Below are 25,989 nucleotides of genomic sequence, written 5' to 3' on the forward strand. Positions count from 1 at the left end.
GGTGATCGTTCGCCGAGGTCCGGGGCGAGTCATTTCAGAGTAAGGCATCCGGCAACCCCCCGTTCACGCCGGACACGGCCGCAGCACTGGGCCCACTTCGCGGCGGTTCTGGGTGCGACCATGAACATCTTCGCCGCTGCTGTGCAGGTCCAGCCCTGTTCGAAGATGAGGCGGGTCAGTCGTAGTCGGGTGCGTGGGGTCAGGGTGGCGTCAGGGTGGGACATGAAGGCCTCCGGGCGGTGATGGGGTTCCTCGACAGCTCCACTTCACATCCGGAGGCCTTCACCTGTATGCACGACAGGCCGCCGCTGGTCACCTCAACTCGGGACAACGTCCCTGAACATCACACCTAGGCCAGTGCCTGCACCCGCAACCCCCCTTCCGGCGCCACATCTTCGGCGCTCACGCGGTCCACGATTTCGCGGGCGGCACCGGGTTCCATCGTCAAGCTCGTCATCCCGCCCGGCTACCCGTTCCGGGCGGGACCACAACGGTTCACTCGCCCTGGATCTCCGGTTCCGGGCACTGTCCCCGGCTCCGGTCGAGGGCCGTCGTGGCGATGCCGGCGGCGATCATCGCGACGCCGAGGTGCAGCCAGTCGTCGGCGTCGTCCATCGGGAGGAAGTTGGCCGGACCTCCGTCATCACACCTCCGCACCAGTCGTGGAGGTGGACGGCTTCCCGCCCGACCCCGGGCAAACCCGGCGTTTATTGCCCTCGAAGCCGGGTATTAGTGGCAAACTTCTGGCCTCCACGCCGTGATTTGACCCATTCAAGAAAGCGGCTTACCGTCGTGGTGATGACCGACTTCGAGGCGCAGTTGCGGGCGGTCTCGCTGCGCGTGACCCGGCCTCGGCTGGCCGTGCTCGCGGCGCTCCGCGATCACCCGCACGTCGACACCGACACGGTGATCACCTTGGTGCGCGCCGATCTTCCTTCGGTGTCGCACCAAGCGATCTACGACGTCCTGCGCGCGCTCACCGACGCCGGCCTGGTGCGGCGCATCCGGCCCGCCGGGGCGAACGCCCGCTACGAAACCCGGGTTGGTGACAACCACCACCACGTCGTGTGCCGTTCGTGCGGCGCGATCGCGGACGTCGACTGCGCCGCCGGCCACACCCCCTGCCTCACCGCTTCGGACGACCACGGTTTCGTGATCGACGAGGCGGAGGTCGTGTACTGGGGCACCTGCCCCGCGTGCACGGCCGGCCACACACCGAATGATCCGCCCGCGGAAGGAAAACGATGAGCTCCACCCAGGACAACGGCCCGTCCAGCGCCCAGGGCGTGGACGAAAAGGCAGCGGCCGGTTGCCCGGTCGCACCGGACTCCGTGACCTCGCACGGCAGCGAGAGCGAGAACCCGGCGATCGATTCTCCGACCCCCAAGACGGGCGGCCGACCGCGCACGAACAAGGACTGGTGGCCCAACCAGCTCGACCTGTCCGTGCTGCACGCCCACTCCTCGAAGGGCAACCCGCTGGGTGAGGACTTCAGCTACGCCAAGGAGTTCGCGAAGCTCGACGTCGAGGCGCTGAAACGCGACATCACCGACGTCCTCACCACCTCGCAGGACTGGTGGCCCGCCGACTTCGGCCACTACGGCGGCCTGATGATCCGGATGAGCTGGCACGCCGCGGGCACCTACCGCATCCACGACGGCCGCGGCGGCGCCGGTGACGGCGGCCAGCGGTTCGCCCCGCTCAACAGCTGGCCCGACAACGCCAACCTCGACAAAGCGCGCCGCTTGCTGTGGCCGGTCAAGGAGAAGTACGGCCAGCAGGTCTCGTGGGCCGACCTCCTCGTCCTCGCCGGCAACGTCGCCCTGGAGTCGATGGGCTTCAAGACCTTCGGTTTCGGCTTCGGCCGCGTCGACACCTGGGAGCCCGAAGAGATCTTCTGGGGACCCGAGGACGCCTGGCTCGGCGACGAGCGCTACGCCACCGACAGCGAAATGATCCCCGACGTCGGCGCGACCGAGATGGGCCTCATCTACGTCAACCCCGAAGGCCCGCGCGGCAACGCGGACCCGGCCGCCGCGGCCCACTTCATCCGGGAGACCTTCGCCCGGATGGCGATGAACGACGAAGAGACCGTGGCCCTCATCGCCGGCGGCCACACCTTCGGCAAGACCCACGGCGCCGCCGTCGCCGACGACCACATCGGCCCCGAGCCCGAAGGCGCTCCGCTGGAAGCGCAGGGCCTCGGCTGGCTGAACACCCACGGCAGCGGCGCCGGCAACGACACGATCACCAGCGGTCTCGAGGTGACGTGGACCGACGTCCCCACGCAGTGGAGCAACCGCTTCTTCGAGATCCTCTTCGCCCACGAGTGGGAGCTCACCACGAGCCCGGGCGGAGCCAAGCAGTACGTCGCCAAGGACGCCGAGGAGATCATCCCCGACGCCCACGACCCGGCCCGCAAGCACAAGCCGACGATGCTCACGACGGACCTGGCGCTGCGCGTCGACCCGGCGTACGAGAAGATTTCGCGCCGCTTCCTGGAGCACCCCGACGAGTTCGCGCTGGCGTTCGCCAAGGCCTGGTATAAGCTGCTGCACCGCGACATGGGCCCGGTCGGCCGCTTCCTCGGGCCGTGGGTCGCCGAGCCGCAGCTGTGGCAGGACCCGGTGCCCGCGGTCGATCACGACCTCGTCGGTGACGAAGACGTCGCCGCCCTCAAGGCGAAGGTGCTGGAGTCCGGTCTGACGGTCGCGCAGCTGGTCGGCACGGCGTGGGCGTCCGCCGCGAGCTTCCGCTCCACCGACAAGCGCGGCGGCGCCAACGGCGCCCGGATCCGCCTCGAGCCCCAGCGCGGCTGGGAGGTCAACCAGCCCGAGCAGCTCGCCACGATCCTGGACACCCTCGAGGGCATCCAGCGCGCGTTCAACGACGCCGGTGACGCGAAGATCTCGCTGGCCGACCTGATCGTGCTGGCCGGCTCGGCCGCGGTCGAGAAGGCGGCCCGCGACGCCGGTTCCGAGGTGACGGTGCCGTTCCGCCCGGGGCGTACCGATGCCGCCCAGGAGCAGACCGACGTCGAGTCGTTCGGGGTCCTGGAGCCGCGCGCTGACGGGTTCCGCAACTACCTGCGTGCCGGCGACAAGCTGCCGCCGGAGGTGCAGTTGGTCGAGCGCGCGTACCTGCTCGACCTGACCGCGCCGGAGATGACGGTGCTGGTCGGCGGCCTGCGGTCGCTCGGAGCCAACGCCGGCGGCGTCCGGCACGGCGTCCTCACCGACTGGCCCGGCACCCTCACGAACGACTTCTTCACCCACCTGCTGTCCCCCGGCAGCCGGTGGAAAGCGGCGGAGTCGGAGGAGCACGTCTACGAGATCCGCGACGTGGCCACCGACGAGGTGAAGTGGACCGCCACCGCGGTCGACCTCGTCTTCGGGTCGAACTCCCAGCTGCGGGCCCTGTCCGAGGTCTACGCCGGCGAACGCGCGCAGCAGAAGTTCGTGACCGACTTCGTCGCGGCCTGGGTCAAGGTCATGGAGGCCGACCGGTTCGACCTGGCCTGATCTCCTCCGGGCGGACCCGGCTGGTCCACTGTGGACCGGCCGGGTCCGGTTCCGTCCGGCGCGACCGGAGCCCGGCACCGCGCAAGCATCGCCGGGCTCCGGTCGCGCCGGCGCACAGCACCTGCCCGCCTCGCCCGTGATCGTCCGCGACGGGCCGGATCGTGCGCTCGTCGTGCCGGTGTCCCGGCTGCCCGTTTAGCCGGGTGCGCTCCGGGTAGACCGCTGCCCTACCGACCCGGTGGCCGCAGTCGCGTCACCGGAAATGCTTGTCCCGCAGGAGGTTGCGATGACACACGGATCGGGCGGCGAACCGCCGTCGACACCCGAAGCCGCGAAGGACGTGGCCTCGACCGCCGTCGATCGTGGCGGCCAGGTGGCACAGACCGCTGCCGAAGAGGTCAAACACGTGGCTGCGCACGCGCAGCACGAAGCACGCGACCTGCTCGGCGAAGCTCGCGAGCAACTGGAGTCACAGGCGCGGGACGGGCAGCACAAAGCCGCGCAGAGCCTGCACGAGCTCGCCGGCCAGCTCGACCGGATGGCCGAGCAGACCGACTCCCCCGGCGTGGCTTCCGACGTCGTGCGCCAGGTGTCCGGGCGCACCCGCACGGTCGCGGACTGGCTGGAGCACCGTGAACCCGGCGACCTGCTGGACGAGGTCCGGCGCTTCGCCCGCCGCCGGCCCGGCGCGTTCCTCGCCGGCGCGGTCGTCGCCGGTGCCCTCGTCGGCCGCTTGACCCGTGGGGTGGTCGCCCAGCAGCAGGAGCCGTCCGGCGACACCCGGCCGGACCAGCCAGCCCCGCACCCGGGTCCCGCCGCGACCACCCCGATCCCGTCGGCCGCGCCGCAGCACGCGTTGCCGCAGCCGGGCGGTGCGGCGCCCCCGGCCGCGCTTCCGCAGCCGTCCGGTCCCGGTGTCCCGGCGGCGCCGCCCGTCGCCCCCGCCGGCTACACCGCGCCGCAGGTGCCCGAGTCCCCGGCGCCCGGCGGCGGAGCCGGTTTCACCGAGCCGGGCCCGGTGCGGCGATGACCCGGCCACCCGGTCCCGCGCCGCGGTCGGACGATCCCGTCGACGTCGCCGACGTCTCGGTCGGCGATCTGCTGTCCAACGTCATGAAGGACGTTTCCACCCTGGTCCGGCAAGAGGTGGAACTGGCGAAGGCCGAAGTGAAGACCGAAGCCGGCAAAGCCGCGAAGGGCGCGGGCATGCTCGGCGGCGCGGGCTTCGCCGGCTACATGATCCTGCTGTTCCTCTCCGTGGCCCTGTGGCAGGGCCTCGCGAACGTGCTCGACTCGGGTTGGGCCGCGCTCATCGTCGCGGCCGTGTGGATCGTGATCGGCGCCGTCCTCTACGCGACCGGGCGCCGCGAACTCCGCCGCGTCAACCCCAAACCGGAACGCACCGTCGAAACCCTGCAGCAGGTTCCGAGCGCAGTGAAAGGCGAACGACCATGACCGAACCCGACCGGATCCGCCGTGAGATCGAAGGCACGCAACGGAACCTGAGTACCGACGTCAACGCGCTGACCGAGAAGGTGAGCCCGGGACGTGTCGTCGAGCGCCGGGTCGGCCGGATGAAGACGGCGCTGAGCGGGGCCAAGGACCGCGTCATGGGCACAGCCTCCGAGCAGGCGTCGACCATCGGGGACAAGGCCGGCTCCGTCGCCTCCAGCGCCGCGGACAAGGCACACGCGGCCGGCGAAGCCGTCACCGGCGCCCCGCAGTCGATCCGCCACGGCACCCGGGGCAACCCGCTCGCCGCCGGCCTGATCGCCTTCGGCGCCGGCTGGCTCGTCTCGTCGCTGCTACCGGCCAGCGAACCGGAGCGCCGCCTCGCCGGGCAGGTGACCGACGTCGCGAAGGACCAGCTGGCTCCAGTGGCCCAGCAGGTAGCCGAGGATCTGAAGGACAACCTGCGCGAGCCCGCACAACACGCGGTCGAGTCGGTGCGCTCGGAAGCCGCGGACTCGGCTTCGACCGTGACGGACGAAGCCCGGTCGGCGACCGGTGAGGTCACCGACCGTGCACAGGAAAACCTCCGCGGCTGAAAGCTGCCGGGGTGCGGTGGCCGACCGCACCCCGGCGCTGGTTCCCTTGACGAGCTCGGGGTCGCGTCATCCGAAACACCCTCAGCGCCATGACGTTTCGTCTGTTCGACGTCGAGTGTCACTCACACAGCCCCAATCGGGCGTTTCCTTGCGCCGAACGAGTCGCGCGGGCGTAAGATCCTCGTGTCGCGGTTCATTCGGCAGCCGCCGCCCCGCCCAGGGTTCACGTAGTACGCCCACGGGTGAGAGGCCGGTGCGCCGCGCGTCTCCTGCACCTCATGCCTCCGCCCGTACAAGGAGGCCGATCATGCTGCAGGACAACACCATTCCGCTTCCGGGCAGAATGACCATCACCGTCCACACCATCGGCGACACCACCATCATCGCCGTCGCCGGCGAACTCGACGCCGCCGTAGCCGACGACCTGCGCCGACATCTCCTGGCCGGCGTCGCCTCGAGCTCGGCACTGATCGTGGACCTGACCGCGGTGACCTTCTGCTCGGCCGGGACCCTACGGATCCTGCTCGACGTCACCGGCGCGGCCCGATCGGCGGGCGCCTCGTGCGCTATGGTCAGCGACCACTGGATCGTCCTGCGGGCGATCACCGCCTGCGGATTCGAGTCCCGGCTGGCGGTGCACCCCACGCTCGGCGCGGCCCTCAGCTGGCTGTCCGGCGAAGCGCCAACGATCGTGCTGCGGGCGTGACACTTCCTACGCCCGTGTCCCAGAGAGCCGGGTTACCCCTACCGGATCCGGTCGGCGGCTCTTCGGATCCAACGCGCCGAGCAACCGGAACACCGAACTGTCACCAACTGATCGCGGCGCGCCCTCGGTCGATCGGCCGCGCGTCCGCGGCAGCACAGTCAGTGCGTCTTGGTGTGGGCCTTGAACCTGTCACCGCCGGGAGTTCTCGCAGCCGAGCACGACCCAGGCGAAGGTTGGCCCCATGCATCCCGGCCGTTTCCCGGTCATTCCGCGTCACCCGGCACACCTCGGCGTTGCGGGTCCGCGGTGACCGCACACGAGGCTGCTTTGGGCCGGCTACGTGCCGAGGTCCGAGCCGCGCTACGCGAGCACACCGACGTCATGATCCCGCTGGGCCGGTTGTGCCGCGCCTGCGCGGAGCTGCTGCCGGTCGATGGCGCATCGGTTTCGCTGATGACCCGCGCCGGCACCGGACACCGGGAAACGCTCTACGCCAGCGACGAGGTCGTCGACCACATCGAGACCCTGCAGTTCAGCCTCGGCGAAGGCCCCTGCTTCGAAGCCTTCACCACCGGCCGCCCCGTCCTCGTCGCCGACCTGGCCACCGACGCGGCCACCGCCTGGCCCGTGTTCGCCGCGCAAATGACCGACCAGCCGGTCGGGGCGATCTTCGCCTTCCCCCTGGTCCGTGGAGCTGTCCGAGTCGGCGCCATCGACCTCTACCGCCGCACCCCCGGCTGGCTCACACCACCGGACCTCGCCATCGCACTGCAGATCGCCGACATCGCCGCCACCGCCCTGGCGGGTCCACCCCTGCACGACCCGGACGTCGACGAGACGTCACTGATGGCCGTGCCCAACGACCGCGAACGCGTCCACCAGGCCACCGGCATCCTCATCGCCGAGCACGCCATCCCGGCCGACCAGGCACTCGCGCGGCTGCGAGGTTACGCGTTCGCCACCGGCCGGCTGGTCGACCAAATCGCCGCCGACCTCGTCACCAGACGGCTGCACCCCCGCGACATCGGCGAGTGACACCGCCGCCCGGCGCCTCACGTTGGTATGCGAAGAAACAGGAGACAGCGACGATGACCGACACATCCCCGACTGCGACAGCCCGGGAAGCCCGGATGGTGGGGGCGTTCGTCGAGATGGCCGACACCCTCGTAGCCGACTACGACGTCGTCGACGTCTTGCACCGGCTCGTCGAACACTGCGTGGACCTGCTGGACGCCGCCGCTGCAAGCCAACGAAGGCCCGTGCATGGACGCTTTCCGCACCGGCGAACCCGTCCTGATCGCCGACCTGTCCACCTCACGCCGACGGTGGCCCACTTTCACCCCGCAAGCCCGGGCTCAGGGCTTCGCCTCCGTGCACGCGGTACCGATGCGGCTGCGCGGCGAAGTCATCGGGGCGCTCAACCTGTTCGGCCTGCACACCGGAACGCTCTCCCCAGCGGACCTGCAGCTCGCCCGGGCCTTGGCCGACACCGCCACGATCGGCATCCTGCAGGAACGCGCCATCCGCCGCGGCGAAGTCCTCACCGAACAGCTGCAGACCGCCTTGAACAGCCGAGTCACCATCGAACAGGCCAAGGGCGTGCTCTTCCATGCCGGCGGCCTCGACATGGACGACACGTTCGACGTGCTGCGCGGCTACTGCCGGTCCCATTCTGCCCGGATGTCCGACATCGCCACCCAGCTGGCCACCGCCACTCTCGACCCGCGCGTCCTTCTCGAAGATCACGCACGCCGTACGCACACGACCTCAACACGGTGACCGCGATCGAGCCGAGGCCACGCCAAGCCGGCATCCGTTGCCGCCGTGACAAGCGAAAGTCTCAAGACGGCCCTTACGGCGACGTCACCTGTCCAGCTCGGAGTGGCGGTCGACGAGATTGCGAGCGATGTCAACGAGCTTGACGTTGAGGTTCTGGGACGTGGCGCGCAGCAACGCGAACGCCTCATCGGCAGTGATGCCCTGACGATGCATCAAGATGCCTTTGGCCTGGCCAATGACGTCACGGGTGTCGATTGCCTGGTGCAGCCGGATGTCGTTGAGGTCGGCGAGCTCGGTGCTGCGCGCGTGTGCCAAGGCGAGGGCGGCGTGGGTGGCCAGCAGCAACGCGGTGTGCCGGTCGGTGTCGTCGAGGGTGTAGGGGTCGATGAAGTAGATGTTCAGCGCCCCGGTCGAACGGCCCGGGCCGGCGCCGGGCAGCACCTCGGTGGAGTGCACGGCCCGGTAACCCGCCGCGGCGGCCGCGGCGGCGAATTCTGGCCACCGCCGCTCGGCTTCCAGGTCGTGGCTGGCGGCATATGCCGGGCCGCGGGGGTCGGCCGAGTCCAGGCACGGCCCGCGACCGGTGGCGTACTGCACCCGGTCGAGGTCGGCGGCCGCACCGTCGGTGTGCACGGGCGTGAACACCTCACCTTCCGAGGACCGCAGTGTCACGCTCACCACCGCGGCGGCGGGGATCGCGACCGCGGTGGCATCGACCACGTGCTGAAGCGCGCCGCCGACGGTCCGGGTGCCCAGCAGGGCCCGGGTCAGCATCTCGAACGGTTGTGCCACGACCTCGGTGTCGGTGGTGGTTTCGGACAGGGCCTGCTCGACGTCCGGGAATGACGGCAGTACGTCATGCGCGTCGGCGCCTTCGAATACGGCCGCCGTGGCAGTACCAGGCTGCACCACGACGCAACAGCGAACCCCATCAAGGGCGAGTTTCCCGGACAGCGCGGTCAGTGGACGCAGCCCTGATACCGACAGCAGGTCCAGCGCACGCAGGCCCAGCACCAGCGCGGACAAGCCCGGCGCGGCGTGATCGACGACATCGGCCACGGCGAGCACACTCGCCGGCGTCAGTTCTCCGGTGAGTTGTAACGCTATCGATCGCACCTGCACCGGGTTGATCACCACGTCGCGGTCCATGCGGCTGGCCCGCCGGTCCTGGCCGCTCGCCGCCGAGCACGCACACCCCGAGTTGGACCTCGGCCTGATCGACGAGCACGTCGTCAGCCTCGATCGCGAGATGGCCCGGCTGCGCGAGGCCGGGAAGCAGGCCGGCGATCTGCGGTTGCGCGGCGGCCCCGCCGAGGACCCGCGCACCTGCGGGCACCTGCTGGCGCTCGCCGACCAGGTCCGCTCGAACCCTGATGCACTCGCCGAGCTGGTCGCCTCGGTGGCCGGGGACAGCATCTGGTTCCGCGAGCTCCAGCAGTTCCTCCAGCACTGCTCACCTCGGGTGCGCACGGCCGCGGGTGCCCACCTCACCGCGAATCTGCCCGCACCGCGACCCGCTGCGCCGACCTCCGTCCCGCGGCGGCGCAAGCGGACGCGCGCGCCCCGTCCTCTGGCCGGTGGTGGGCTGCGGGGCACAGTTGTGGCTCGACCTGCGTCCGCTGCGGCTCGAGCTGCGCCGGATCCCCCAGCGCCTGCCTGAGCACTACCTGCAACCGCTGTGGGATCTCGGGGCTCCGGCGATACTGCGGCGTGCCCTCAGCCGGTTCGCGTCGATCACCGTGACGCAGGCGGCGACCGGTCTGAGCCTCGCGCGCGCGGCCGCGGTGCTCGACGTCCCGCCCGGCTGGGGGTACGCCGCCCGGCACGCCGTACGCGGCTGGGCGGAGCGGCACGACCGGCGCGCCGACCTCGAAGCCGCCCTCAGCGCGGTCATCGACCGGCTCACCGCCGACCCGCCCGAGGCCGACTACCGGGCCCGCCGGCAGGCACTGGCGGACTGGCTGATTCCTCCCGAGACCTGGACCTCGGTCACCGTGCCGCTTCAGGCGAAGCAGCTGGCGCGCAACCGGCTCCTCACGACCGACTGGGGCCCGGACAAGCACCGCGCGACGTCGCTGGTGCTCTGGGCGGTCATGACCCGCGGCGACTACCTCACCGCGCCGCTCTTCCGCGCCGCGACCACGCCGGCGGACCGCCCGTTCGTCAGGGTCGTGCACCGGCTGATGTTCTATCTCGACAAGCCCCAGCGGGCCGGGCGCGGCGGGCACGTGTTCGACCTGCTCGACGCCTTCGCCGACCTGCGGACCGAGACCGAGCACGCCATCGATACGGGCTCTGCCGCACCGCGCGACGTCACTGACGCCCGGACCCGGCCGCGAACCGGGGCTACTGCCCCTGGACCGGGCGCATGATCAGAAGTCCATGTTGTCCAGCATGCTCTGGTGATCGTCGGCGCGTTCGAGGAGATACTCGAACTCCTCGTCAGTACGTGCGGCGCCGACCTCGGAACGGAACGTCTCGTCGAAGCGGACGTTCAGGCCCGAGTCGATCCACTGCATTGCCCTGGGCATCGTGGTTTTCAGCCACGTGTCGATCTCGTCGAAGAGATCGAAGACCTCGGCGACGTCCGTCTCATTCGTCGGCAGCAGCGAGAACAGCGGGCTGTTGGCCACTTTCGTCAGTCCGATGGGGACGGCAGCCTCCACACCGGGCGTATGCAGGTAGACGGTAGCGCCCTGGCCCTTCTCGAACCCTCCGTGCGAGTACGGGTTGCGCCATCGCTCGACGACCTCGGTCAGGCGCTGCCGATACTTGCTGGCGTCCCCGTCGGTGCCGAGCAGACGCCCGAACTTCTCACCCCATCGCCACCCGATGATCGTCGTCAGGTTGTCGTTGGCCGGGTCGAACCCGCTGAACGGCAAGGCGAGGACAAGGACGTGCTCCACGAGGCTGAAGTAGGCCGTGATCGCCGCGACCATGTCGTGGAACGCGTTCATGTGCATGCGGATGGCGCCGCTCTCGAACGACGTTCCCGTGGCGCCGCCCTCGTGCTCGATGACGGTGGTCTTGTCCGCGATGACGGCCGGGTTGAGGGCCCGCTCCCGGAAGTACTCGTACGCGTCCCGCAGGGACGAGTGCTGGTTCACCACGGTCGCGTTCCCGGCGCCCAGGAGGTCGGGTGCGGCGTCCTCGATCAGCTTCTCGACCACGCTCAGGGACGACCGCAGCTGCTTGACGATCCGCCCCATCTTCTTGGCCGCGTCGTCTTTCGACGCCTCCGTTGCCAGGGTCAGCCGGACGCCGAACTTCCGATGAGCCAGCTGACACCACTCACCCTGATACAGGAAGTCGACCCACCACGCGACCTTCTCCCCCGGGCCGTCCGAGGGCAGCCCGATGAGCTTGAGCGCGTACTTGAGCAAGGCCGGGACCGGGGTGTCCTCCGGGCTCAACCGCAGCTCGTAGCCCGGGCGAGGATCTTCGCGCATCTCTTCGGGGACCGGCTGGAAGTCGCGCAGGGCTTGTGCTTTCAGTCGCTGACCTGCTTCGGCTTCTCCGGCGAGTGAGTCCACCGGACCAGCATGCCCTCGCATGCGGGATCTGCCGAATGAAATAGCTGCCACGCGAGCGACTGCCACCCGGTCGTGCAGCGCGCGGACGTCCCCTTCCGGGCGTCGGCTCCTGGCGATGCCCGGTCGTCGTGCGCTGATGGGTCAGATGGAAGTGGGGAGGAGTTCGGCGAGCAGGGCGTGGACGTGGTGGTCGATGTCGTCGCGGATGGCGCGGATGCGTGCTGCGGGTTGGCCGGCGGGGTCGGCGATGGGCCAGTCTTCGTAGCGGCGGCCGGGCAGGACGGGGCAGTGTTCGCCGCAGCCCATGGTGACGACGACGTCGGCGGCGGCGAGGACTTCGTTGGTGAGGGGTTTCGGGAACTCCTCGGCCAGCGACAGCCCGGTGTCGGTCATGATCTGCTCGACTTCGGGGTAGATCTCCTCGTGCGGGCTGGAGCCGGCGGTGCGGATGTGCACGCGGGTGCCGGCGTGGTGGCGGGCGAGGGCGGCGGCGATCTGGGAGCGGCCGGCGTTGCCGACGCAGACGAAGAGGATCTCCGGCACGCGTTTGGCGATCTTGCCGTCGGCTTGGGCGAGAGCGTCAAGGCGTTGGACGGTGAGTTTTTCGGCGAGGGTGGGCAGGAAGACGGTGACGCGGGCGGTGTCGGCGAGCCGGTCGTAGCTGTCGTGGAAGAGGGTGTCGATGCGGTCGCGGTCGAACTGGCCGTCGTAGCGGTAGGCGAGCTGGGCCACGATGCGGTCGGCGCCGACGTCGCGGTCGATGCGCTGGTGCATGGCTGCGTCCTTGCCGAGGCGGGTCGGTGGCTGGTTCAGCGGCTGGTGGCGGCGACGTGCGGGACGACCACGTCGGCGGCTTGCGCGGGCTTCATCCCGGGGTAGAGGACGCGGACGCCGAGCAGGGCGAGCGCGCCGCCGAGGATCTGTGCGGCGAGGAACAGGGGCACCGAGGCCGGGGCGATGCCGGAGAAGGTGTCGCTGAACATGCGGCCGATGGTGATGGCGGGGTTGGCGAAGCTGGTGGAGCTGGTGAACCAGTAGGCGGCGCCGATGTAGGCGCCGACCGCGGCCGGTGCGCGCTCGGCGCGGCCGGACCGGACGAGCGAGAAGATCATCAGGATCAGCCCGGCGGTGGCGACGACTTCGGCCAGGCCGTGTGCGGCGGTGGCGCGGTGGGTGGTGCTGATCGATACCGGGGTGGTGGCGAACATCAGGTTGGCCAGGACCGCGCCGCTGATGCACCCGGCGATCTGGGTTGGCAGGTAGGCCAGCGCGTGGCGCCAGGGCAGGCCGCCGAACGCGGCGTCGACGAAGGACACGACGGGGTTGAAGTGCGCGCCGCTGATCGGCCCGAACATCAGGATGAGCGCGAACAGGCCGGCGGCGGTCGCGGCGGCGTTCTCGGTCAGCTGCAGGCCGGTGTCGGCGGGCGAGAGCCGCTGGGCGGCGATTCCGGATCCGATCACCAGCGCGGCCAGCAGCATGCTGCCGAGGTATTCGGCGACCAGCTTGCGGGTCCGCGGCTGTTCCATGTGGTTCTCCTTGGCGGGCAACGGATGTCGTCGCGTCAGGTGCGGAGGGCTAGGTGAGGGCGGGGACGCCGAGTTCGTCGAGCAGGCCGCGGACGCGGCGTTCGATCTCGTCGCGGACCGGGCGGACGTCGTCGACGCTCTTGCCGGCCGGGTCGTCGAGTTCCCAGTCCAGGTAGCGCTTGCCGGGGAAGATGGGGCAGGCGTCGCCGCAGCCCATGGTGATGACGACGTCGGCGGCGCGGACGATCTCGTCGGTCCAGGGCTTGGGGAATTCGGTGGCGATGTTGATGCCGCGTTCGTGCATCGCCTGAATCGCCGACGGGTTGATCTCGTGACCCGGTTCGGATCCGCCGGACCAGGCCAGGGCGCGGTCGCCGGCGAGGTGCTGGAAGAAGCCCATGGCCATCTGGCTGCGTCCGGCGTTGTGCACGCACAGGAACAGCACGGTCGGCTTGCCGTCGTGGTGGCCCTCGACCTTCGCCAGCGCGCGCAGGCGCAGCCGGGCGAACCGTTCGGCCAGCAGGGGCAGGAAGTTCGGGATGGTGCTGTGGCCGGCGAACTGGTCGTAGCTGCTGTGCAGGAACTGTTCGATCGTCTCGGTGGCGAAGATGCCGTCGAACTCGCCGTGCAGGCGGGCCGCGGCGGTCCGGAGCGCGAGCTGCTGGTCGATGCTCAGGGTGGGGGTGTCGGGGCGTTCGATGTCAGTCATCGGTCTGCTCTCCAGGGAGGTGGACGGCGGGGGTGAGCCGGGTGATCCGGTCGGCGAGGTCGGCGAAGGCCTGGTCGAACGCGGCGTCGGTGTCGGTGCGTGCGGGGTCGGGGACCGACCAGTGCAGCCGGTCGCCGGCCCGGGCGCCGAGGTCCTCGTGGGCGTTGTCGCAGACCGCGACGACCAGGTCGTCTTCGTGCAGGATCTCCTCGACGCGGGAGGTGCGGGCCTGCGCCAGCGACAGGCCGCGGGCGCGGGCCACGGCCACCGCGCGGGGATGGACCGTCGTGGCCGGATGCGTGCCCGCCGAGGCTGCGGGCACTGGGCTTTGACTGGTCCAGAGCGCGGCGGCCAGCTGGGAGCGCGCCGAGTTGTGGGTGCAGACGAACACCACCCGCGGCGCCGAGCGCCGTCCGGTGGGCCGCAGCCCGGCCAGCGACGCCGGGCGCAGCCGCAGGTAGGTGCGGCGGCGATCGCCTTCGGACCGGGATCGCTCCAGCACGCCGGCCTGCTCCAGCAGCTTCACGTGATGCGCCAGCAGGTTGCTCGGCAGGCCGAGGTCCTGGCCGAGCTCGGTGGGCGAGGCGTCGCCGAGGACCAGCCGGTCGACGATCGCCAGGCGCGCCGGTTCGCCCAGGGCGGCATGCACCTGGGCGCGGGCCCGCAGCTCGGAAGTCCACTCAACGTTCATTGACTCAATCATGGTTGAATGAATGCACGGGTGTCAACCGGCGCCCGCGGGACGAGGGAAAGGCATGGTCATGACCCGTGTGCTGGTGATCGGGGGCAGCGACGCCGGGATCAGCGCCGGCCTGCGCGTCCACGAGCTCGCCCCGGACGTGCGGCCGCTGCTCGTGGTCGCGGACGAATACCCGAACTTCTCCATCTGCGGCATCCCGTACCACGTCTCCGGCGAAGTCTCCGACTGGCGAACCCTCGCCCACCGCACCCGCGCCGACCTGGAGAACGCCGGCCTGGACCTGCGACTGAACACCCGCGCGGTCGCCATCGACCCGGACAGGCGGACCGTCACCGTCGCCGGTGACCACCGCCAGGAGCAGCTCGGCTACGACCAGCTCGTCATCGACACCGGCGCGGTTCCGATCCGCCCGCCGATCGAGGGCCTCGACACCCTCGGTCCCGCCGAGGGCGTGCACCTGCTGCACACCATGGACGACACCTTCGCCCTCACCGCCACCCTCGACCGCAACCCCCGCTCGGCCGTGGTCGTCGGCGCCGGCTACATCGGCCTGGAGATGGTCGAAGCCCTACGTACCCGTGGTATCGACGTCACTCTCGTCGAACAGCTCCCGCAGGTGTTGTCCACCGTGGACCCGGAACTCGGGACGCTGGTCGCCGAGGAGCTCCGCGCTCACGACGTCGACATCCGCACCGGCACGCTCGTCCATCGCATCGAGCAGACTACGTCCGGGCTGAAAGTTAGTGGCAGCAACGGGTTCGAGAAGCACACCGACGTCGTGCTCGTCGTGGTCGGCGTCCGCCCGGACACCGCGCTCGCCGAAACCGCGGGCGTGAAGCTCGGCGTTCGCAGCGCGATCGCCGTCGACCGCGGCATGCGCACCAACGTCGACGGGATCTTCGCCGCCGGGGACTGCGTGCACACCTATCACCGGCTCCTGGGCCAGGACGCCTACCTGCCGCTGGGCACAACCGCACACAAGCAGGACCGGGTGGCCGGGGAGAACGCGCTCGGCGGCGACCGCGAGTTCGCCGGGTCGCTGAGCACGCAGGTGCTGAAGGTGTTCGACCTCGCGATCGCGCGCACCGGCCTGCGCGACCACGAAGCTGCCAGCTTCCGGCCGGTCACCATCGAGACCGTGGCCGACGATCACAAGGCCTATTACCCAGGTGCCCGCCCGATCCACATCCGCATCACCGGCGACACCGACACCGGCCGCCTGCTCGGCGCCCAGCTCGTCGGGCACCGCGAGAGCGCCGTGCACAAGCGCGTCGACACCTACGCCACCGCGATCCACCACGGCATGACTGTCGACGACATCGAAGATCTCGATCCGTCCTACACCCCGCCGCTGGGCAGCCCGTTCGACGCCGTCCAGACCGCCACCCAAGCCTGGGTCCGCCGGACTGGCTGAGCCTGGCCACCGGGCGTTCCGCGGCGGACACTTCCAGGATGGACAAGCGCGTCGTGCATCAGGACATGGAGCGGACGCGGCGTAGGTTTCACCGGCTCCTGGACACCGCCGGCTACGCCGAGCTGCGGCGCCGCAGCGCCGGGACACGCTGGACCAACCGGCAGTTGCTGTTCCACATGCTGCTCGGTTACCTGATCATGCGCGCCCTGCTGACGCTGGCCCGGCTCTTCGACCGCCTTCCGGCCGGCGCGAGCCGCCGCTTCGCCCGGCTGCTCGACGCGGCGACGACGCCGTTTGACGCGGTGAACTTCGCCGGCTCCTGGCTCGGCGGCACGATCCTGCCGCGGCGGTCGATGGACGCGCTGCTGGACCGGACGGTCGCCGCGCAGCACCGACGCCTCGACCGCGAAACCGACGCCGGCCTCGCCCGCGGCATGCACTACCCGACCCGGTGGGACCCGTTCTTCGCCGACTACATGACCGTCGCCGACCTCTACCGCTTCCCCGCCCGGCACTTCGAGTTCCATCAGGCCCAGCTCACCCTGCCCGACGCCCAGACCTAGCGGCCGACGGCCGTGCTGCGACGTTCGATCATGACGACGTCGCGCCACCGGCCGTGGTGGCAGCCGACGCGTTCGCGGGTGCCGATCTCGCGGAAGCCCGCGCGGCGGTGCAGGGCCCGGCTCGCGGTGTTCTCCGGGAAGATTCCACTGTGGATCGTCCAGATCCCGGCCTGTTCGGTCGAGTCGATGAGTGCCCGCAGCAGGGCGTGCCCGACACCGCGGCCGTGTTCTCGCGGGTGGACGTAGACGCTGTGCTCGACGACCCCGGCATACACGCAGCGGGCCGACACCGCACTGACCGCAGTCCAGCCGAGAACCGTCCCGGCCGGGTCGAGCGCCACCCAGCGGTGCTCCGGCAGGTGCGCGGCGTCCCAGGTGGCCCAGCTGGGCGCGGTCGTCTCAAAGCTGGCGTCCCCGGTGTCGAGCCCGGCCTGGTAGACCGCCAGGACCTGCCCGGCGTGCTCGGCGGTCAACGCGACGATGCTGATCGGCATCGGCCGGACGGCGCGGATGATCGCCGAGTGCAGCTTGTCGCCGACCTCGTGGGTGACCCGGACGTCGATACCGCCCAGCCCGGCCTCGCGCAGCAGCGCCCGGTACGCCTCGGCGGTGAGGGCGCCGCCGAGGCACTCGACCGCATCGGCGCGGGCCGCGCGTTCGGCGTCGGTGACGGTGTCGTCGGCGAGGATGTCGGTGATGCCGAGCCGGCCGCCGGGACGCAGGACGCGGGCGATCTCGGCGAACACGGCCGGCTTGTCCGGCGAGAGCGCGATGACGCAGTTGGAGATCACGACGTCGACCGAGGCGTCCGGCAGCGGGATCTGCTCGATGGCGCCCTTGACGAACTCGGCGTTGGTGACACCGGCCCGCTCGGCGTGGCGCCGGGCGAGGGTGACCATCTCGTCGGTCATGTCCAGGCCGATGGCGCGGCCGGCCGGGCCGACGCGGCGGGCGGAGAGCAGGATGTCGAGCCCGCCGCCGGAGCCGAGGTCCAGCACCGTCTCGCCGGGGTGCAGATCGGCGACGGCCAGCGGGTTGCCGCAGCCGAGGCTGGTCGCGGTCACCGCGGCGGGCATGTCCTCGCCGGCGTAGTGGACCGCACCGAGCCGGTCGGCGTCTCCGGCGCCGGTGAGCAGGCCGGTGCCCTCGCCGGCCAGGGCCCGGCGGGCTGCGGTGGCGTAGCGGTCGCCGACGGCGTCGCGGTCGGGGTTCATCGGTCAGGCTCGCAGGTCACGGCCATGAACGGGACGGCGCTGCGGCCCATGACCACGTCGGCTGCGGTCGGGAAGCACGACAGGCAGGGCGGGTTGATCCGGTAATGCCGCGACGTGCCGTGGCGTTCGGCGATCACGAAACGCGCCTCGGCCAGGACCTTGAGATGGCGCGACACCGTCGGCTGCCCCACCGGCACCTTCTCGACGATCTCACCGACCGACATGGGCGCGTCGGCGGCGGCGAGCAGGCTGAGGATCTGCACCCGCGTCGGCTCGGCGAGAGCGCGGAACCAGCCGGCGTAGGTCTCGGAGGTAGCGCGGTCCAGCACGGCAGCGCCTTTCATCGTTCATCGACGATAAACGATAGACCGCGACGGTAACCCTCGACAAACAGAGATCGCAACCCCCGGCCGAAGAGGCGACCGGGGGTCAGGCACTCACTGCGTCGGACTCGCTCGGCACCAGTACGGCGGACAGACGGGCCAGCACCTCGGGGTGCACGCGGTAGTACACCCAGGTCCCGCGCCGTTCGCCGGTGATCAGCCCGGCTTCCCGCAGCACCTTGAGGTGATGCGAGATGGTCGGGCCGGTCAGGTCGAAGGCGTCGGCCAGGTCGCACACGCACGCCTCACTGCCGGCATGGGAGGCGATCATCGACAGCAGGCGCAAGCGCACCGGGTCGGCCATAGCCTTGAACAGCTTGGACAGTTCGACGGCCTGACCTTCGCTCAGCGGTTCGCGGGCCAGCGGGGAGCAGCAGGCGTCCATCGCGACGATCGGCAGCTGTTTCGGCATACATCTATATTGACACCCATCTATCCAGGAGGCAATCTGGTCGGGTCACTACTTAGACCGATGTCTATCCAAGGAGGACGGGATGTCACGGGTTCAGCTCGCGCTGCGGGTCGGAGATCTCGAAGGCTCGATCGACTTCTACTCGAAGCTGTTCGGCACCGAGCCGGCCAAGCTCCGCCCCGGGTACGCGAACTTCGCCATCGCCGAGCCCGCGCTCAAGCTCGTGCTACTGGAAGGCGAGCCAGGTCAGGCCACGGTCATGGACCACCTCGGCGTCGAGGTCGAATCCACCGACCAGGTCAGCGAGGCAAGCAAGCGCCTGACCGGCGAGGGCATGGAGACTCTGACCGAGGACAACACCACCTGCTGCTACGCCGTGCAGGACAAGGTGTGGGTGCACGGCCCCGGCCAGGAACCGTGGGAGGTATACACGGTCAAGGCCGACTCGCAGAGCTTCGGCACCGACAGCGCCGCCATCGCCACCCCGGCCACGTGCTGCACCCCCGACGCGGAAACCGGTCAGGTCGACAAGGCCACCCAGCCCGAGGGCTGCTGCTCCTGACCAAGCCGGAGCGGGTAGTCACGCGACTACCCGCTCCGCGCCGCCGCTCGTTGATCGCCGCGGCCACTCCACGCGTCTCCGCCCGGCGCCGACGGCAGCAACCATCGAGTGATTGTTGCCATACAGGGAGTTTCGGCTGTCCGCTTAGGACCGCAGTGCACGCTGCCGAACGACGCCAGTTGCCGTCTGCAGATGCCATCTATCGCCTGTCGGCACAGTTGACAGACCCTGCCGTGACCCTCAAGCTCGACAGACACAAACCGTAGTACATACGTTCGAACTGTTGTCGCTGACTTCCCACGGCGATCTTGGTGTGGTGGGAGTTTCGTCGTGGCGTTCAACAACCCGAACGTGCCCTGGTCCGAGGTCGAACGGGTCGCGTCCGGCCGCGCCCCCTTCCCCGGCGACGGCAGCGACTCGCCCGCCTGGTCGCGCAAGCGCGACGGTTACGCCGGAGCCCCGGCCGACCTGCGCGACCGCCGCGGCCGCGACGACGGCGGCGAACGCCTCCGAGCCCCCTACGCCGAGCTGCACGTCCACTCCAACTTCAGCTTCCTCGACGGCGCCTCCCACCCCGAGACCCTCGTCGAGGAAGCCGCACGGCTGGAGCTGGACGCTCTGGTGCTCACCGACCACGACGGCATGTACGGCGCGGTCCGGTTCAACGACGCCGCCCGCGAACTCGGCGTCCGGGTCGGGTTCGGCGCCGAACTCTCACTCGACCTGCCCGCCCCGCAGGCCGGCGAACCCGACCCGGCCGGGTCGCACCTGCTGGTCCTGGCGCGGCAGCAGGAGGGCTACCACCGGCTCTGCCGCGTCATCTCCCACGCCCAGATCGCGGGCGGGGCGAAGGGCCGTCCGGTCTACGACCTGGAGGAGGTGGTCTACGAGCTGGCCGGGCACGTCGTCGTCCTCACCGGCTGCCGCAAAGGCCCCGTCCGCCGCGCCCTCACCGAACACGGCCCGGCCGCCGCGCGGGCCGAGCTGACCCGGCTGGTCGACTGGTTCGGCCACCGGCATGTCGCCGTCGAGCTGATCAACCACCGGTTACCGCTGGACGACGCGGCCAACGACGTTCTCGACGAGCTGGCCCGGGACCTGCGGCTGCCGACGGTCGTGTCGAACAACGTCCACTACGCCCGCCCCGGCGACGCGCCGGTCGCCGACGCGGTCGCCGCGGTCCGGGCCCGACGAGCAGCCGAGGATCTGGAAGGCTGGCGGCCGCCGTCGGGGCAGGCGTTCCTGCGCTCGGGGATGGAGCAGCGGCGCCGGTTCGAGCGCCGCTACCCCGGCGCCGTCGGGCGCGCCGCGGTGCTCGGTGTCGAGGTGGCGTTCGACCTGCAGCTCGTCGCCCCGGATCTACCGCCGTTCGACGTGCCGGCCGGGCACGACGAGATGTCGTTTCTGACCGAGCTGACCTGGGCCGGCGCCGCCAGCCGCTACGGCACCCGCGAGCAGTCGCCGCGGGCGTATGCGCAGTTGGAGCACGAGCTGGACGTGATCAAGACCCTTGGTTTCCCCGGCTATTTCCTCGTCGTGTGGGACATCGTCCGCTTCTGCAAAGACGCGAACATCCTCTGCCAGGGCAGAGGATCGGCGGCGAACTCCGCGGTCTGCTACGCCCTGGGAATCTGCCACGCGGACCCGGTGAAGTGGAACCTGCTGTTCGAACGGTTCCTGGCGCCGGAGCGGGACGGGCCGCCGGACATCGACATCGACATCGAGTCCGACCGCCGCGAGGAAGCCATCCAGTACGTCTACGAGAAACACGGCCGGTTTCATGCCGCGCAGGTCGCCAACGTCATCACCTACCGGGCGCCGTCGGCGGTGCGGGATGCGGCGAAGGCGCTCGGGCACAGCCCTGGGCAGCAGGACGCCTTCAGCAAGCTCGTCGACCGTTGGGGTGGCGTCGCGGCGACGAAACAGCAGAGCGCCGGGGAGATCCCTGCCGATGTGCTGGACCTGGCCGGGCGGATCGAGGACTTCCCGCGGCATCTGGGTATCCACTCCGGCGGGATGGTGATCTCGAAGCAGCCGGTGTCGGAGATCGTCCCGGTCGAGTGGGCGTCTATGGCCGACCGGTCGATCTTGCAGTGGGACAAGGATGACTGCGCGACCGTCGGGCTGGTCAAGTTCGATCTGCTCGGCCTTGGCATGCTCTCCGCCCTGCACTACATGATCGACCTCGTCGCCGAACACCACGACACCACAGTGGACATCGGCAAGCTCGACCTGGCCGACCCGGCCGTCTACGACATGCTGTGCGAAGCCGACGCCGTCGGGGTGTTCCAGGTCGAGTCGCGCGCGCAGCTGGCGACGTTGCCGCGGCTGCGGCCGCGGAAGTTCTACGACCTCGTCGTCGAAGTCGCCCTCATCCGGCCTGGACCGATCCAGGGCGGCTCCGTGCACCCCTACATCCGGCGCCGCCGCGGCGAGGAGGAGTGGCAGCACGCCCACCCGCTGCTCGCCGGCTCCCTGGACCGCACGCTCGGGGTGCCGCTGTTCCAGGAGCAGGTGATGCAGATGGCCGTTGACGTCGCGAGCTTCACCGGCGCCGAAGCCGACCAGCTGCGCCGGGCCATGGGCGCCAAGCGGTCAAGCGCGAAGATGCGCGCGTTGATGGCGCGGTTCTTCGACGGCTGCGCGCGCAACGGCCTCGACCGCGAGATGGCGACGCGGATCTTCGAGCAGATCCACGCCTTCTCCGGCTACGGCTTCCCCGAGGCGCACAGTATGAGCTTCGCGCTGCTGGTGTACGCGTCGGCGTGGTTCAAGCGCTACTACCCGGCCGCGTTCTACGCCGGCCTGTTGCGCGCGCAGCCGATGGGCTTCTACAGCCCGCAGTCCCTGGTCGCCGACGCCCGCCGCCACGGCGCCCTGGTGCGGGAGCCGGACATCAACGCCAGCCTCGCCCACGCCACCCTCGAACCCGAACCGGACAGCACCGGCGGCGTCGCGATCCGCTTGGGGTTGGCCGCGGTCCGCCACGTCGGTGCCGACGTGGCCGGCGCGATCGTCGCCGAACGCCAAGCGCACGGTCCCTACACGAGCATCGGTGACCTGACCGGCCGGATTCAGCTGAAAAAGACCGCCGCCGAAGCACTCGCCACCGCCGGCGCCTTCACCCGATTCGGCCCCGACCGCCGTCAGGCCCTATGGGCCGCCGGCGCCGCGGCAACAACCCGGCCCGCGCACCTGCCTGGTCTCGCGCCCGGCCTGGACGCGCCCGCGCTGCCCGGGATGACCCGGTTCGAGGTCACGGCGGCCGACCTGTGGGCCACCAGCGTCTCGCCGGACAGCAACCCGGTCGAGTACCTGCGCGAATACCTTGACAAGCGGGGCGCGCTGACCGCCGCCGAGCTGACGCAAGCCGAGGACGGGACCCGGGTCTGGGTTGGAGGTGCCGTCACCCACCGCCAGCGACCAGCGACCGCCGGCGGCATCACGTTCCTCAACCTCGAAGACGAGACCGGCATGGCCAACATCCTCGTATCACCCGGGCTCTGGACCCGGCAGCGGGTCATCGCCCGCACCAGCTCCGCTTTGCTGATCCGCGGCCGAGTTCAAACCGCCGAAGGAGTCGTCACTCTCCTGGCCGACCGTCTCGAGGCCATCGACCTGTCCATGGTCACCGCACCGTCCCGGGACTTCCGGTAGGCCAGGGCACCGACAGCTCGAATGTAGGTTCTCAAAACTGGCGTCGTAATCTCACTGGCCTTATCACGTGAATGTCCTAACCGACATTTAGGTGAGATTCTCAGCAGCGCAAGTTGATGTTTGACCCTCGCGTAGCGTCGCCGACAGGTTCAGAACTACTTAACCCCCGTGCGGCGGCTACCTCTCGCGCCCGCACCTTGCGAACGTGGTGAGAACCTGAATTCTTGCGGACGGGAGAAAGGTCAACCGATGGCGGCGCAGCGGGGGCCGGGGGCGCGACATCACCTGATCGTGGTCGCGGACATCGAGGGATTCGGGGATCCGAGCCGGACAGGTCCGCACCTGCAGGCAGTGCGCAACGGGCTCGACGCGGTCATGCAAGCAGCGTTCGCCGCCGCCGGAGTGCCATGGGACGACTGCTACCGCGAGATGCGTGGAGATGCTGTCGTCGTACTTACCCCGGTCGACACGGACAAGACTGCGTTCGTGGAAACGGCTTTGCCGGCCCTCGTAACGCGGTTGCGGGTGCACAACGACACTCACCCCGAGCCGCAGCGGCTCCGGCTACGGGTCGCGCTACACGCCGGCGAGGTCAGCTACGACACTCACGGCATCTCTTCCGCCGCGCTGATCCGGACGTTCCGGCTGTGCGACGCCCCGCCGCTGAAGGCGGCCCTGGCCGCCTCACCCGGCGTGCTGGCGGTCATCGCCTCCGACGGGCTGTTCGACGACGTCATCCGCCACACTCCCGCCGCCGCACCCGCCACCTGGCACCCCGCCGCGGTCACCGTGAAAGAAGCCGACACCACCGGCTGGATCACCCTGCCCGACCACCCCTATCCATCCGGTCCCACACTGCCGGGCCGTAGCAGGCGAGGCGCCGGGCATCCCCGCTCTGGCTCGGGTTGGGGTGGGGTGGTGCCTCGGCAGTTGCCTGCGGCAGTGCGGGACTTCACCGGCCGCACCGAGCACCTGGCCGCTCTCGACGCGCTGATCCCGCTCGATCCCAGCCACGACGGACTTACTGGGCAGACAGCTAGGTCGGTGGTGATAACCGTCATTGACGGGGCCGGCGGGATCGGAAAAACAACTCTCGCCCTGCACTGGGCCCGTCGCACCCAGGACCGGTTCCCCGACGGCACTCTGTACGTCAACCTGCGCGGCTACGGCCCCGGTACCCCCACCACCGCCAGTGAGGCCCTCGGCGGATTCCTGCGCGCACTCGGCGTCCCCCCACGTGCGATCCCCGCAGACCTGGACGAGCAGGCAGCGCTGCTTCGGTCGCTGCTGACAGGCAAACGGCTACTGGTGGTGCTGGACAACGCTTACAACGCCGAGCAAATCCGGCCGCTGCTGCCCGGCACACCCGGTTGCATGGTGCTGGTGACCAGCCGCGACAGTCTCACAGGCCTGGTCGTTACCGACGCCGCCCGCCGCTTGCCCCTTGATGTGCTCTCCCCATCTGAAGCGTTCGACCTGACTGCCAGCATCCTCGGCGCCGACTGTGTCGCCGCCGAGCCGGACGCGGTCGACGAGCTGATCCGCCTGTGCGCCCGGCTGCCGCTGGCATTGCGGATTGCGGCCAGCCGCGCCGCCGGCCTCCCACACCAGGCCGTCACCGATGTCGTCGCCGAACTCGCCGACGACCACACCCGTCTGGAGGTTCTCAGCGAAACCGAGGACGAGCGGGCCGCCGTTCGCGCCGTGTTTGACTGGTCCTACCAGCGACTCCCGCCCGCGCAAGCGCGCCTGTTCCGGCGCCTCGGCCTACATCTCGGACCCGACCTGTCTCTCCCCGCCGTCGCCGCACTGGCCGAACTATCCCCCGCCGACACCCGCCCGCTGCTGTCCGCTCTAGCCGCCGCGCACTTGATCGAATATGTCGGTGGTAGCCGGTACCGGTTCCATGACCTGCTGCGCACCTACGCCGCGGACCAAGCCCACCGCCACGACTCGCCCGGCGACCGCCTCCGCGCCGTCGAATCCTTGCTCACCTGGTACAGACATACCGTCCGCACCGCCGACCTCCTCCTCTACCCCACGGCCGTGCAGTTGCCGGCGGTCGTGGCCGAACCCAACTATCCGTATCCTCTCGCTGGTCCAGATGAAGCGTGGAGCTGGCTCACCACCGAACGCACCACCATCCTCGCCGCACTCCGGTACGGCGCCGAAAACCACCTCGACAACCATGTCCTTCCCCTCGCCGATGCCTGCAACTTCCTCCTTTCCGCGGGCAGCCCCCAGGAGTGGATCGACACTCTCAGTCTGGGGATCACCGCCGCCCGCAGGACCGGCAATCTCGCTCTGACAGCACATCTCCTGATCAGTCGAGGGGAGGCAGGCACCCTGTTGGGTAGATGGGAGCACGTCGAGGCCGACCTCGACCGCGCGGAAACCGTTGCCCAGCAACTCAACGACGCCACCGTCCAGCCCACCGTCGTCAACGCTCGTGGCCTGCTGTTCCTCCGGCAGGGTCGGTTCGAGGAGGCGCTGCGGTGGTTCCACCTGGTGCTGTCGTTGAGCCATCGGAACGACGCCCATGGATGGGAAGCCGGGGTGGAAGGCAGCCTCAGCGAGGCCTACACCGGGCTCGGGGACTACCCGCTCGCGCTCGAACACGGCGAACGCAGCCTGCGACTGCACCGGCAGTTCGGAAGCCTCACCGGCCAAGCATGGGCGCTGACGCGGCTGGCACGCGCCCGGCACGGCCTGCACGACCTTGAAGGTGCGATCGCATTGTGCCGAGAAGCGATTGCCATCGGCCGGCGCACTCCTCGCAACCACCTCATCACCCTGGGGGGCCCGCTGGAAGTCCTTGCGACCTGCCTCCACCAGCTCGGCCGCACCAGCGAAGCCGCCATCTGCTGGGAAGAAGCGGCCACCGTCTACGACATCGGCTACCCCCACAAAGCCGACGAAGTCCGCCAGCGTCTCAGAGACGCCCAACTACACTCTCGCACTCCCCACGCGTGAACCTGCCAACTCCACTCGGCGGAGGATCACCGCGAATCGCACCGGCGGCCAAGTGCGGCGAAGTTGTGCGGCACGACCCGGTGCGATCGCCCGGCGACATCGACCGCACCACTCCCGATTGCACCAGGCGCCAACGATGTCGCCATGGCGGGCCGGGTTGTTGGAGTACCGGCCGGTGGGTTGTAACTGGCACCCCCGAGTCGGGGCTCGGCGTGGTGTACGCGCCCGACTCGGGCAACCCGCCTGAACTGGCCCTCACGAGGAATGCCACGGACCTGACTGAGCA

24 protein-coding genes are annotated in these 25,989 nt (G+C 70.0%); 15 read left to right on the plus strand and 9 right to left on the minus strand.

Annotation, left to right across the window (positions count from 1 at the left end; all coding sequences use genetic code 11):
- The first annotated feature begins 798 nt into the window (after positions 1-798).
- From VA596_RS46945 to VA596_RS46980, 8 genes are all read left to right on the plus strand, one after another.
- The gene (locus tag VA596_RS46945; RefSeq protein WP_323336883.1) at positions 799-1,248 is read left to right on the plus strand and encodes a Fur family transcriptional regulator; all 450 of its coding nucleotides are present in this window, start codon (positions 799-801) and stop codon (positions 1,246-1,248) included.
- Positions 1,245-3,521 (plus strand): catalase/peroxidase HPI, encoded by a 2,277-nt coding sequence (gene katG, locus VA596_RS46950; protein WP_323336885.1) that lies wholly within the window; start codon positions 1,245-1,247, stop codon positions 3,519-3,521. The genes VA596_RS46945 and katG overlap by 4 nt, the downstream gene beginning before the upstream one ends.
- 286 nt (positions 3,522-3,807) lie before the next feature.
- Entirely contained in the window at positions 3,808-4,551 is a 744-nt protein-coding gene (locus VA596_RS46955; protein WP_323336887.1) for a hypothetical protein, read from the plus strand.
- A complete protein-coding gene (locus tag VA596_RS46960; protein ID WP_323336888.1) occupies positions 4,548-4,976 on the plus strand; it encodes a phage holin family protein in 429 nt (142 codons plus the stop codon). Before VA596_RS46955 ends, VA596_RS46960 begins: the two co-directional genes overlap by 4 nt.
- Positions 4,973-5,569, plus strand: coding sequence for a DUF3618 domain-containing protein (locus tag VA596_RS46965; RefSeq protein ID WP_323336891.1), 597 nt, complete (start codon positions 4,973-4,975; stop codon positions 5,567-5,569). The genes VA596_RS46960 and VA596_RS46965 overlap by 4 nt, the downstream gene beginning before the upstream one ends.
- A 307-nt stretch (positions 5,570-5,876) precedes the next feature.
- Positions 5,877-6,275 carry an STAS domain-containing protein gene (locus tag VA596_RS46970; protein WP_323336893.1) on the plus strand — a complete coding sequence of 133 codons (399 nt, stop codon included), beginning with the start codon at positions 5,877-5,879 and terminating at the stop codon, positions 6,273-6,275.
- Between the two features lie 306 nt (positions 6,276-6,581).
- A complete protein-coding gene (locus VA596_RS46975; protein WP_323336895.1) occupies positions 6,582-7,310 on the plus strand; it encodes a GAF and ANTAR domain-containing protein in 729 nt (242 codons plus the stop codon).
- Positions 7,311-7,538: 228 nt separating this feature from the next.
- Positions 7,539-8,054 carry a GAF and ANTAR domain-containing protein gene (locus VA596_RS46980; RefSeq protein WP_323336897.1) on the plus strand — a complete coding sequence of 172 codons (516 nt, stop codon included), beginning with the start codon at positions 7,539-7,541 and terminating at the stop codon, positions 8,052-8,054.
- A gap of 84 nt (positions 8,055-8,138) precedes the next feature.
- Here the strand turns inward: VA596_RS46980 and VA596_RS46985 are convergent, their stop codons facing one another.
- Entirely contained in the window at positions 8,139-9,203 is a 1,065-nt protein-coding gene (locus VA596_RS46985) for an ANTAR domain-containing protein (RefSeq protein WP_323336898.1), read from the minus strand.
- Between VA596_RS46985 and VA596_RS46990 the strand changes: the two genes are divergently transcribed.
- A complete protein-coding gene (locus VA596_RS46990) occupies positions 9,202-9,714 on the plus strand; it encodes a hypothetical protein (RefSeq protein WP_323336900.1) in 513 nt (170 codons plus the stop codon). The genes VA596_RS46985 and VA596_RS46990 overlap by 2 nt on opposite strands.
- Positions 9,653-10,426, plus strand: coding sequence for a hypothetical protein (locus tag VA596_RS46995; RefSeq protein WP_323336902.1), 774 nt, complete (start codon positions 9,653-9,655; stop codon positions 10,424-10,426). The genes VA596_RS46990 and VA596_RS46995 overlap by 62 nt, the downstream gene beginning before the upstream one ends.
- Here VA596_RS46995 and VA596_RS47000 read toward each other — a convergent pair whose 3' ends face one another.
- The 5 genes from VA596_RS47000 to VA596_RS47020 all read right to left on the minus strand — a co-directional run bounded on the left by VA596_RS47000 (position 10,427) and on the right by VA596_RS47020 (position 14,516).
- Complete coding sequence (locus VA596_RS47000) at positions 10,427-11,587, minus strand: hypothetical protein (RefSeq protein WP_323336904.1); 1,161 nt, start codon at positions 11,585-11,587, stop codon at positions 10,427-10,429.
- 141 nt (positions 11,588-11,728) lie between these two features.
- Positions 11,729-12,361 carry an arsenate-mycothiol transferase ArsC gene (locus VA596_RS47005; RefSeq protein ID WP_323336906.1) on the minus strand — a complete coding sequence of 211 codons (633 nt, stop codon included), beginning with the start codon at positions 12,359-12,361 and terminating at the stop codon, positions 11,729-11,731.
- A 35-nt stretch (positions 12,362-12,396) separates the two neighbouring features.
- Positions 12,397-13,116, minus strand: a complete 720-nt coding sequence (locus VA596_RS47010) for an MIP/aquaporin family protein (RefSeq protein ID WP_323336908.1) — start codon at positions 13,114-13,116, stop codon at positions 12,397-12,399.
- 49 nt (positions 13,117-13,165) lie between these two features.
- On the minus strand, positions 13,166-13,825 hold the full coding sequence (locus tag VA596_RS47015; RefSeq protein WP_323336910.1) for an arsenate reductase ArsC: 660 nt from the start codon (positions 13,823-13,825) through the stop codon (positions 13,166-13,168).
- The gene (locus VA596_RS47020; RefSeq protein WP_323336912.1) at positions 13,818-14,516 is read right to left on the minus strand and encodes an arsenate reductase/protein-tyrosine-phosphatase family protein; all 699 of its coding nucleotides are present in this window, start codon (positions 14,514-14,516) and stop codon (positions 13,818-13,820) included. The genes VA596_RS47015 and VA596_RS47020 overlap by 8 nt, the downstream gene beginning before the upstream one ends.
- 70 nt (positions 14,517-14,586) lie before the next feature.
- Here VA596_RS47020 and VA596_RS47025 point away from each other — a divergent pair, with 70 nt between their 5' ends.
- Entirely contained in the window at positions 14,587-15,939 is a 1,353-nt protein-coding gene (locus VA596_RS47025; protein WP_323336914.1) for an FAD-dependent oxidoreductase, read from the plus strand.
- A gap of 38 nt (positions 15,940-15,977) precedes the next feature.
- Positions 15,978-16,502 carry a DinB family protein gene (locus VA596_RS47030; protein WP_323336916.1) on the plus strand — a complete coding sequence of 175 codons (525 nt, stop codon included), beginning with the start codon at positions 15,978-15,980 and terminating at the stop codon, positions 16,500-16,502.
- On the opposite strand, the gene VA596_RS47035 is transcribed toward VA596_RS47030, so the two are convergent.
- The 3 genes from VA596_RS47035 to VA596_RS47045 form a co-directional block, all read right to left on the minus strand.
- Complete coding sequence (locus tag VA596_RS47035) at positions 16,499-17,716, minus strand: GNAT family N-acetyltransferase (protein ID WP_323336918.1); 1,218 nt, start codon at positions 17,714-17,716, stop codon at positions 16,499-16,501. The two genes, VA596_RS47030 and VA596_RS47035, sit on opposite strands and share 4 nt — an antisense overlap.
- A complete protein-coding gene (locus VA596_RS47040; RefSeq protein WP_323336919.1) occupies positions 17,713-18,060 on the minus strand; it encodes an ArsR/SmtB family transcription factor in 348 nt (115 codons plus the stop codon). The genes VA596_RS47035 and VA596_RS47040 overlap by 4 nt, the downstream gene beginning before the upstream one ends.
- A gap of 85 nt (positions 18,061-18,145) precedes the next feature.
- Complete coding sequence (locus tag VA596_RS47045) at positions 18,146-18,511, minus strand: metalloregulator ArsR/SmtB family transcription factor (RefSeq protein ID WP_323336921.1); 366 nt, start codon at positions 18,509-18,511, stop codon at positions 18,146-18,148.
- A gap of 82 nt (positions 18,512-18,593) precedes the next feature.
- Between VA596_RS47045 and VA596_RS47050 the strand changes: the two genes are divergently transcribed.
- The 3 genes from VA596_RS47050 (at position 18,594) to VA596_RS47060 (ending at position 25,703) form a co-directional block, all read left to right on the plus strand.
- Positions 18,594-19,073 (plus strand): ArsI/CadI family heavy metal resistance metalloenzyme, encoded by a 480-nt coding sequence (locus VA596_RS47050; RefSeq protein WP_323336923.1) that lies wholly within the window; start codon positions 18,594-18,596, stop codon positions 19,071-19,073.
- Positions 19,074-19,403: 330 nt separating this feature from the next.
- The gene (locus VA596_RS47055) at positions 19,404-22,730 is read left to right on the plus strand and encodes an error-prone DNA polymerase (RefSeq protein WP_323336925.1); all 3,327 of its coding nucleotides are present in this window, start codon (positions 19,404-19,406) and stop codon (positions 22,728-22,730) included.
- Positions 22,731-23,021: 291 nt separating this feature from the next.
- Positions 23,022-25,703: an ATP-binding protein gene (locus VA596_RS47060; protein ID WP_323336927.1), complete on the plus strand. Its 2,682-nt coding sequence runs from the start codon at positions 23,022-23,024 to the stop codon at positions 25,701-25,703.
- Positions 25,704-25,989: the final 286 nt, after the last annotated feature.

This window comes from Amycolatopsis heterodermiae (genome assembly GCF_034929455.1).
GTDB lineage: Bacteria > Actinomycetota > Actinomycetes > Mycobacteriales > Pseudonocardiaceae > Amycolatopsis > Amycolatopsis heterodermiae.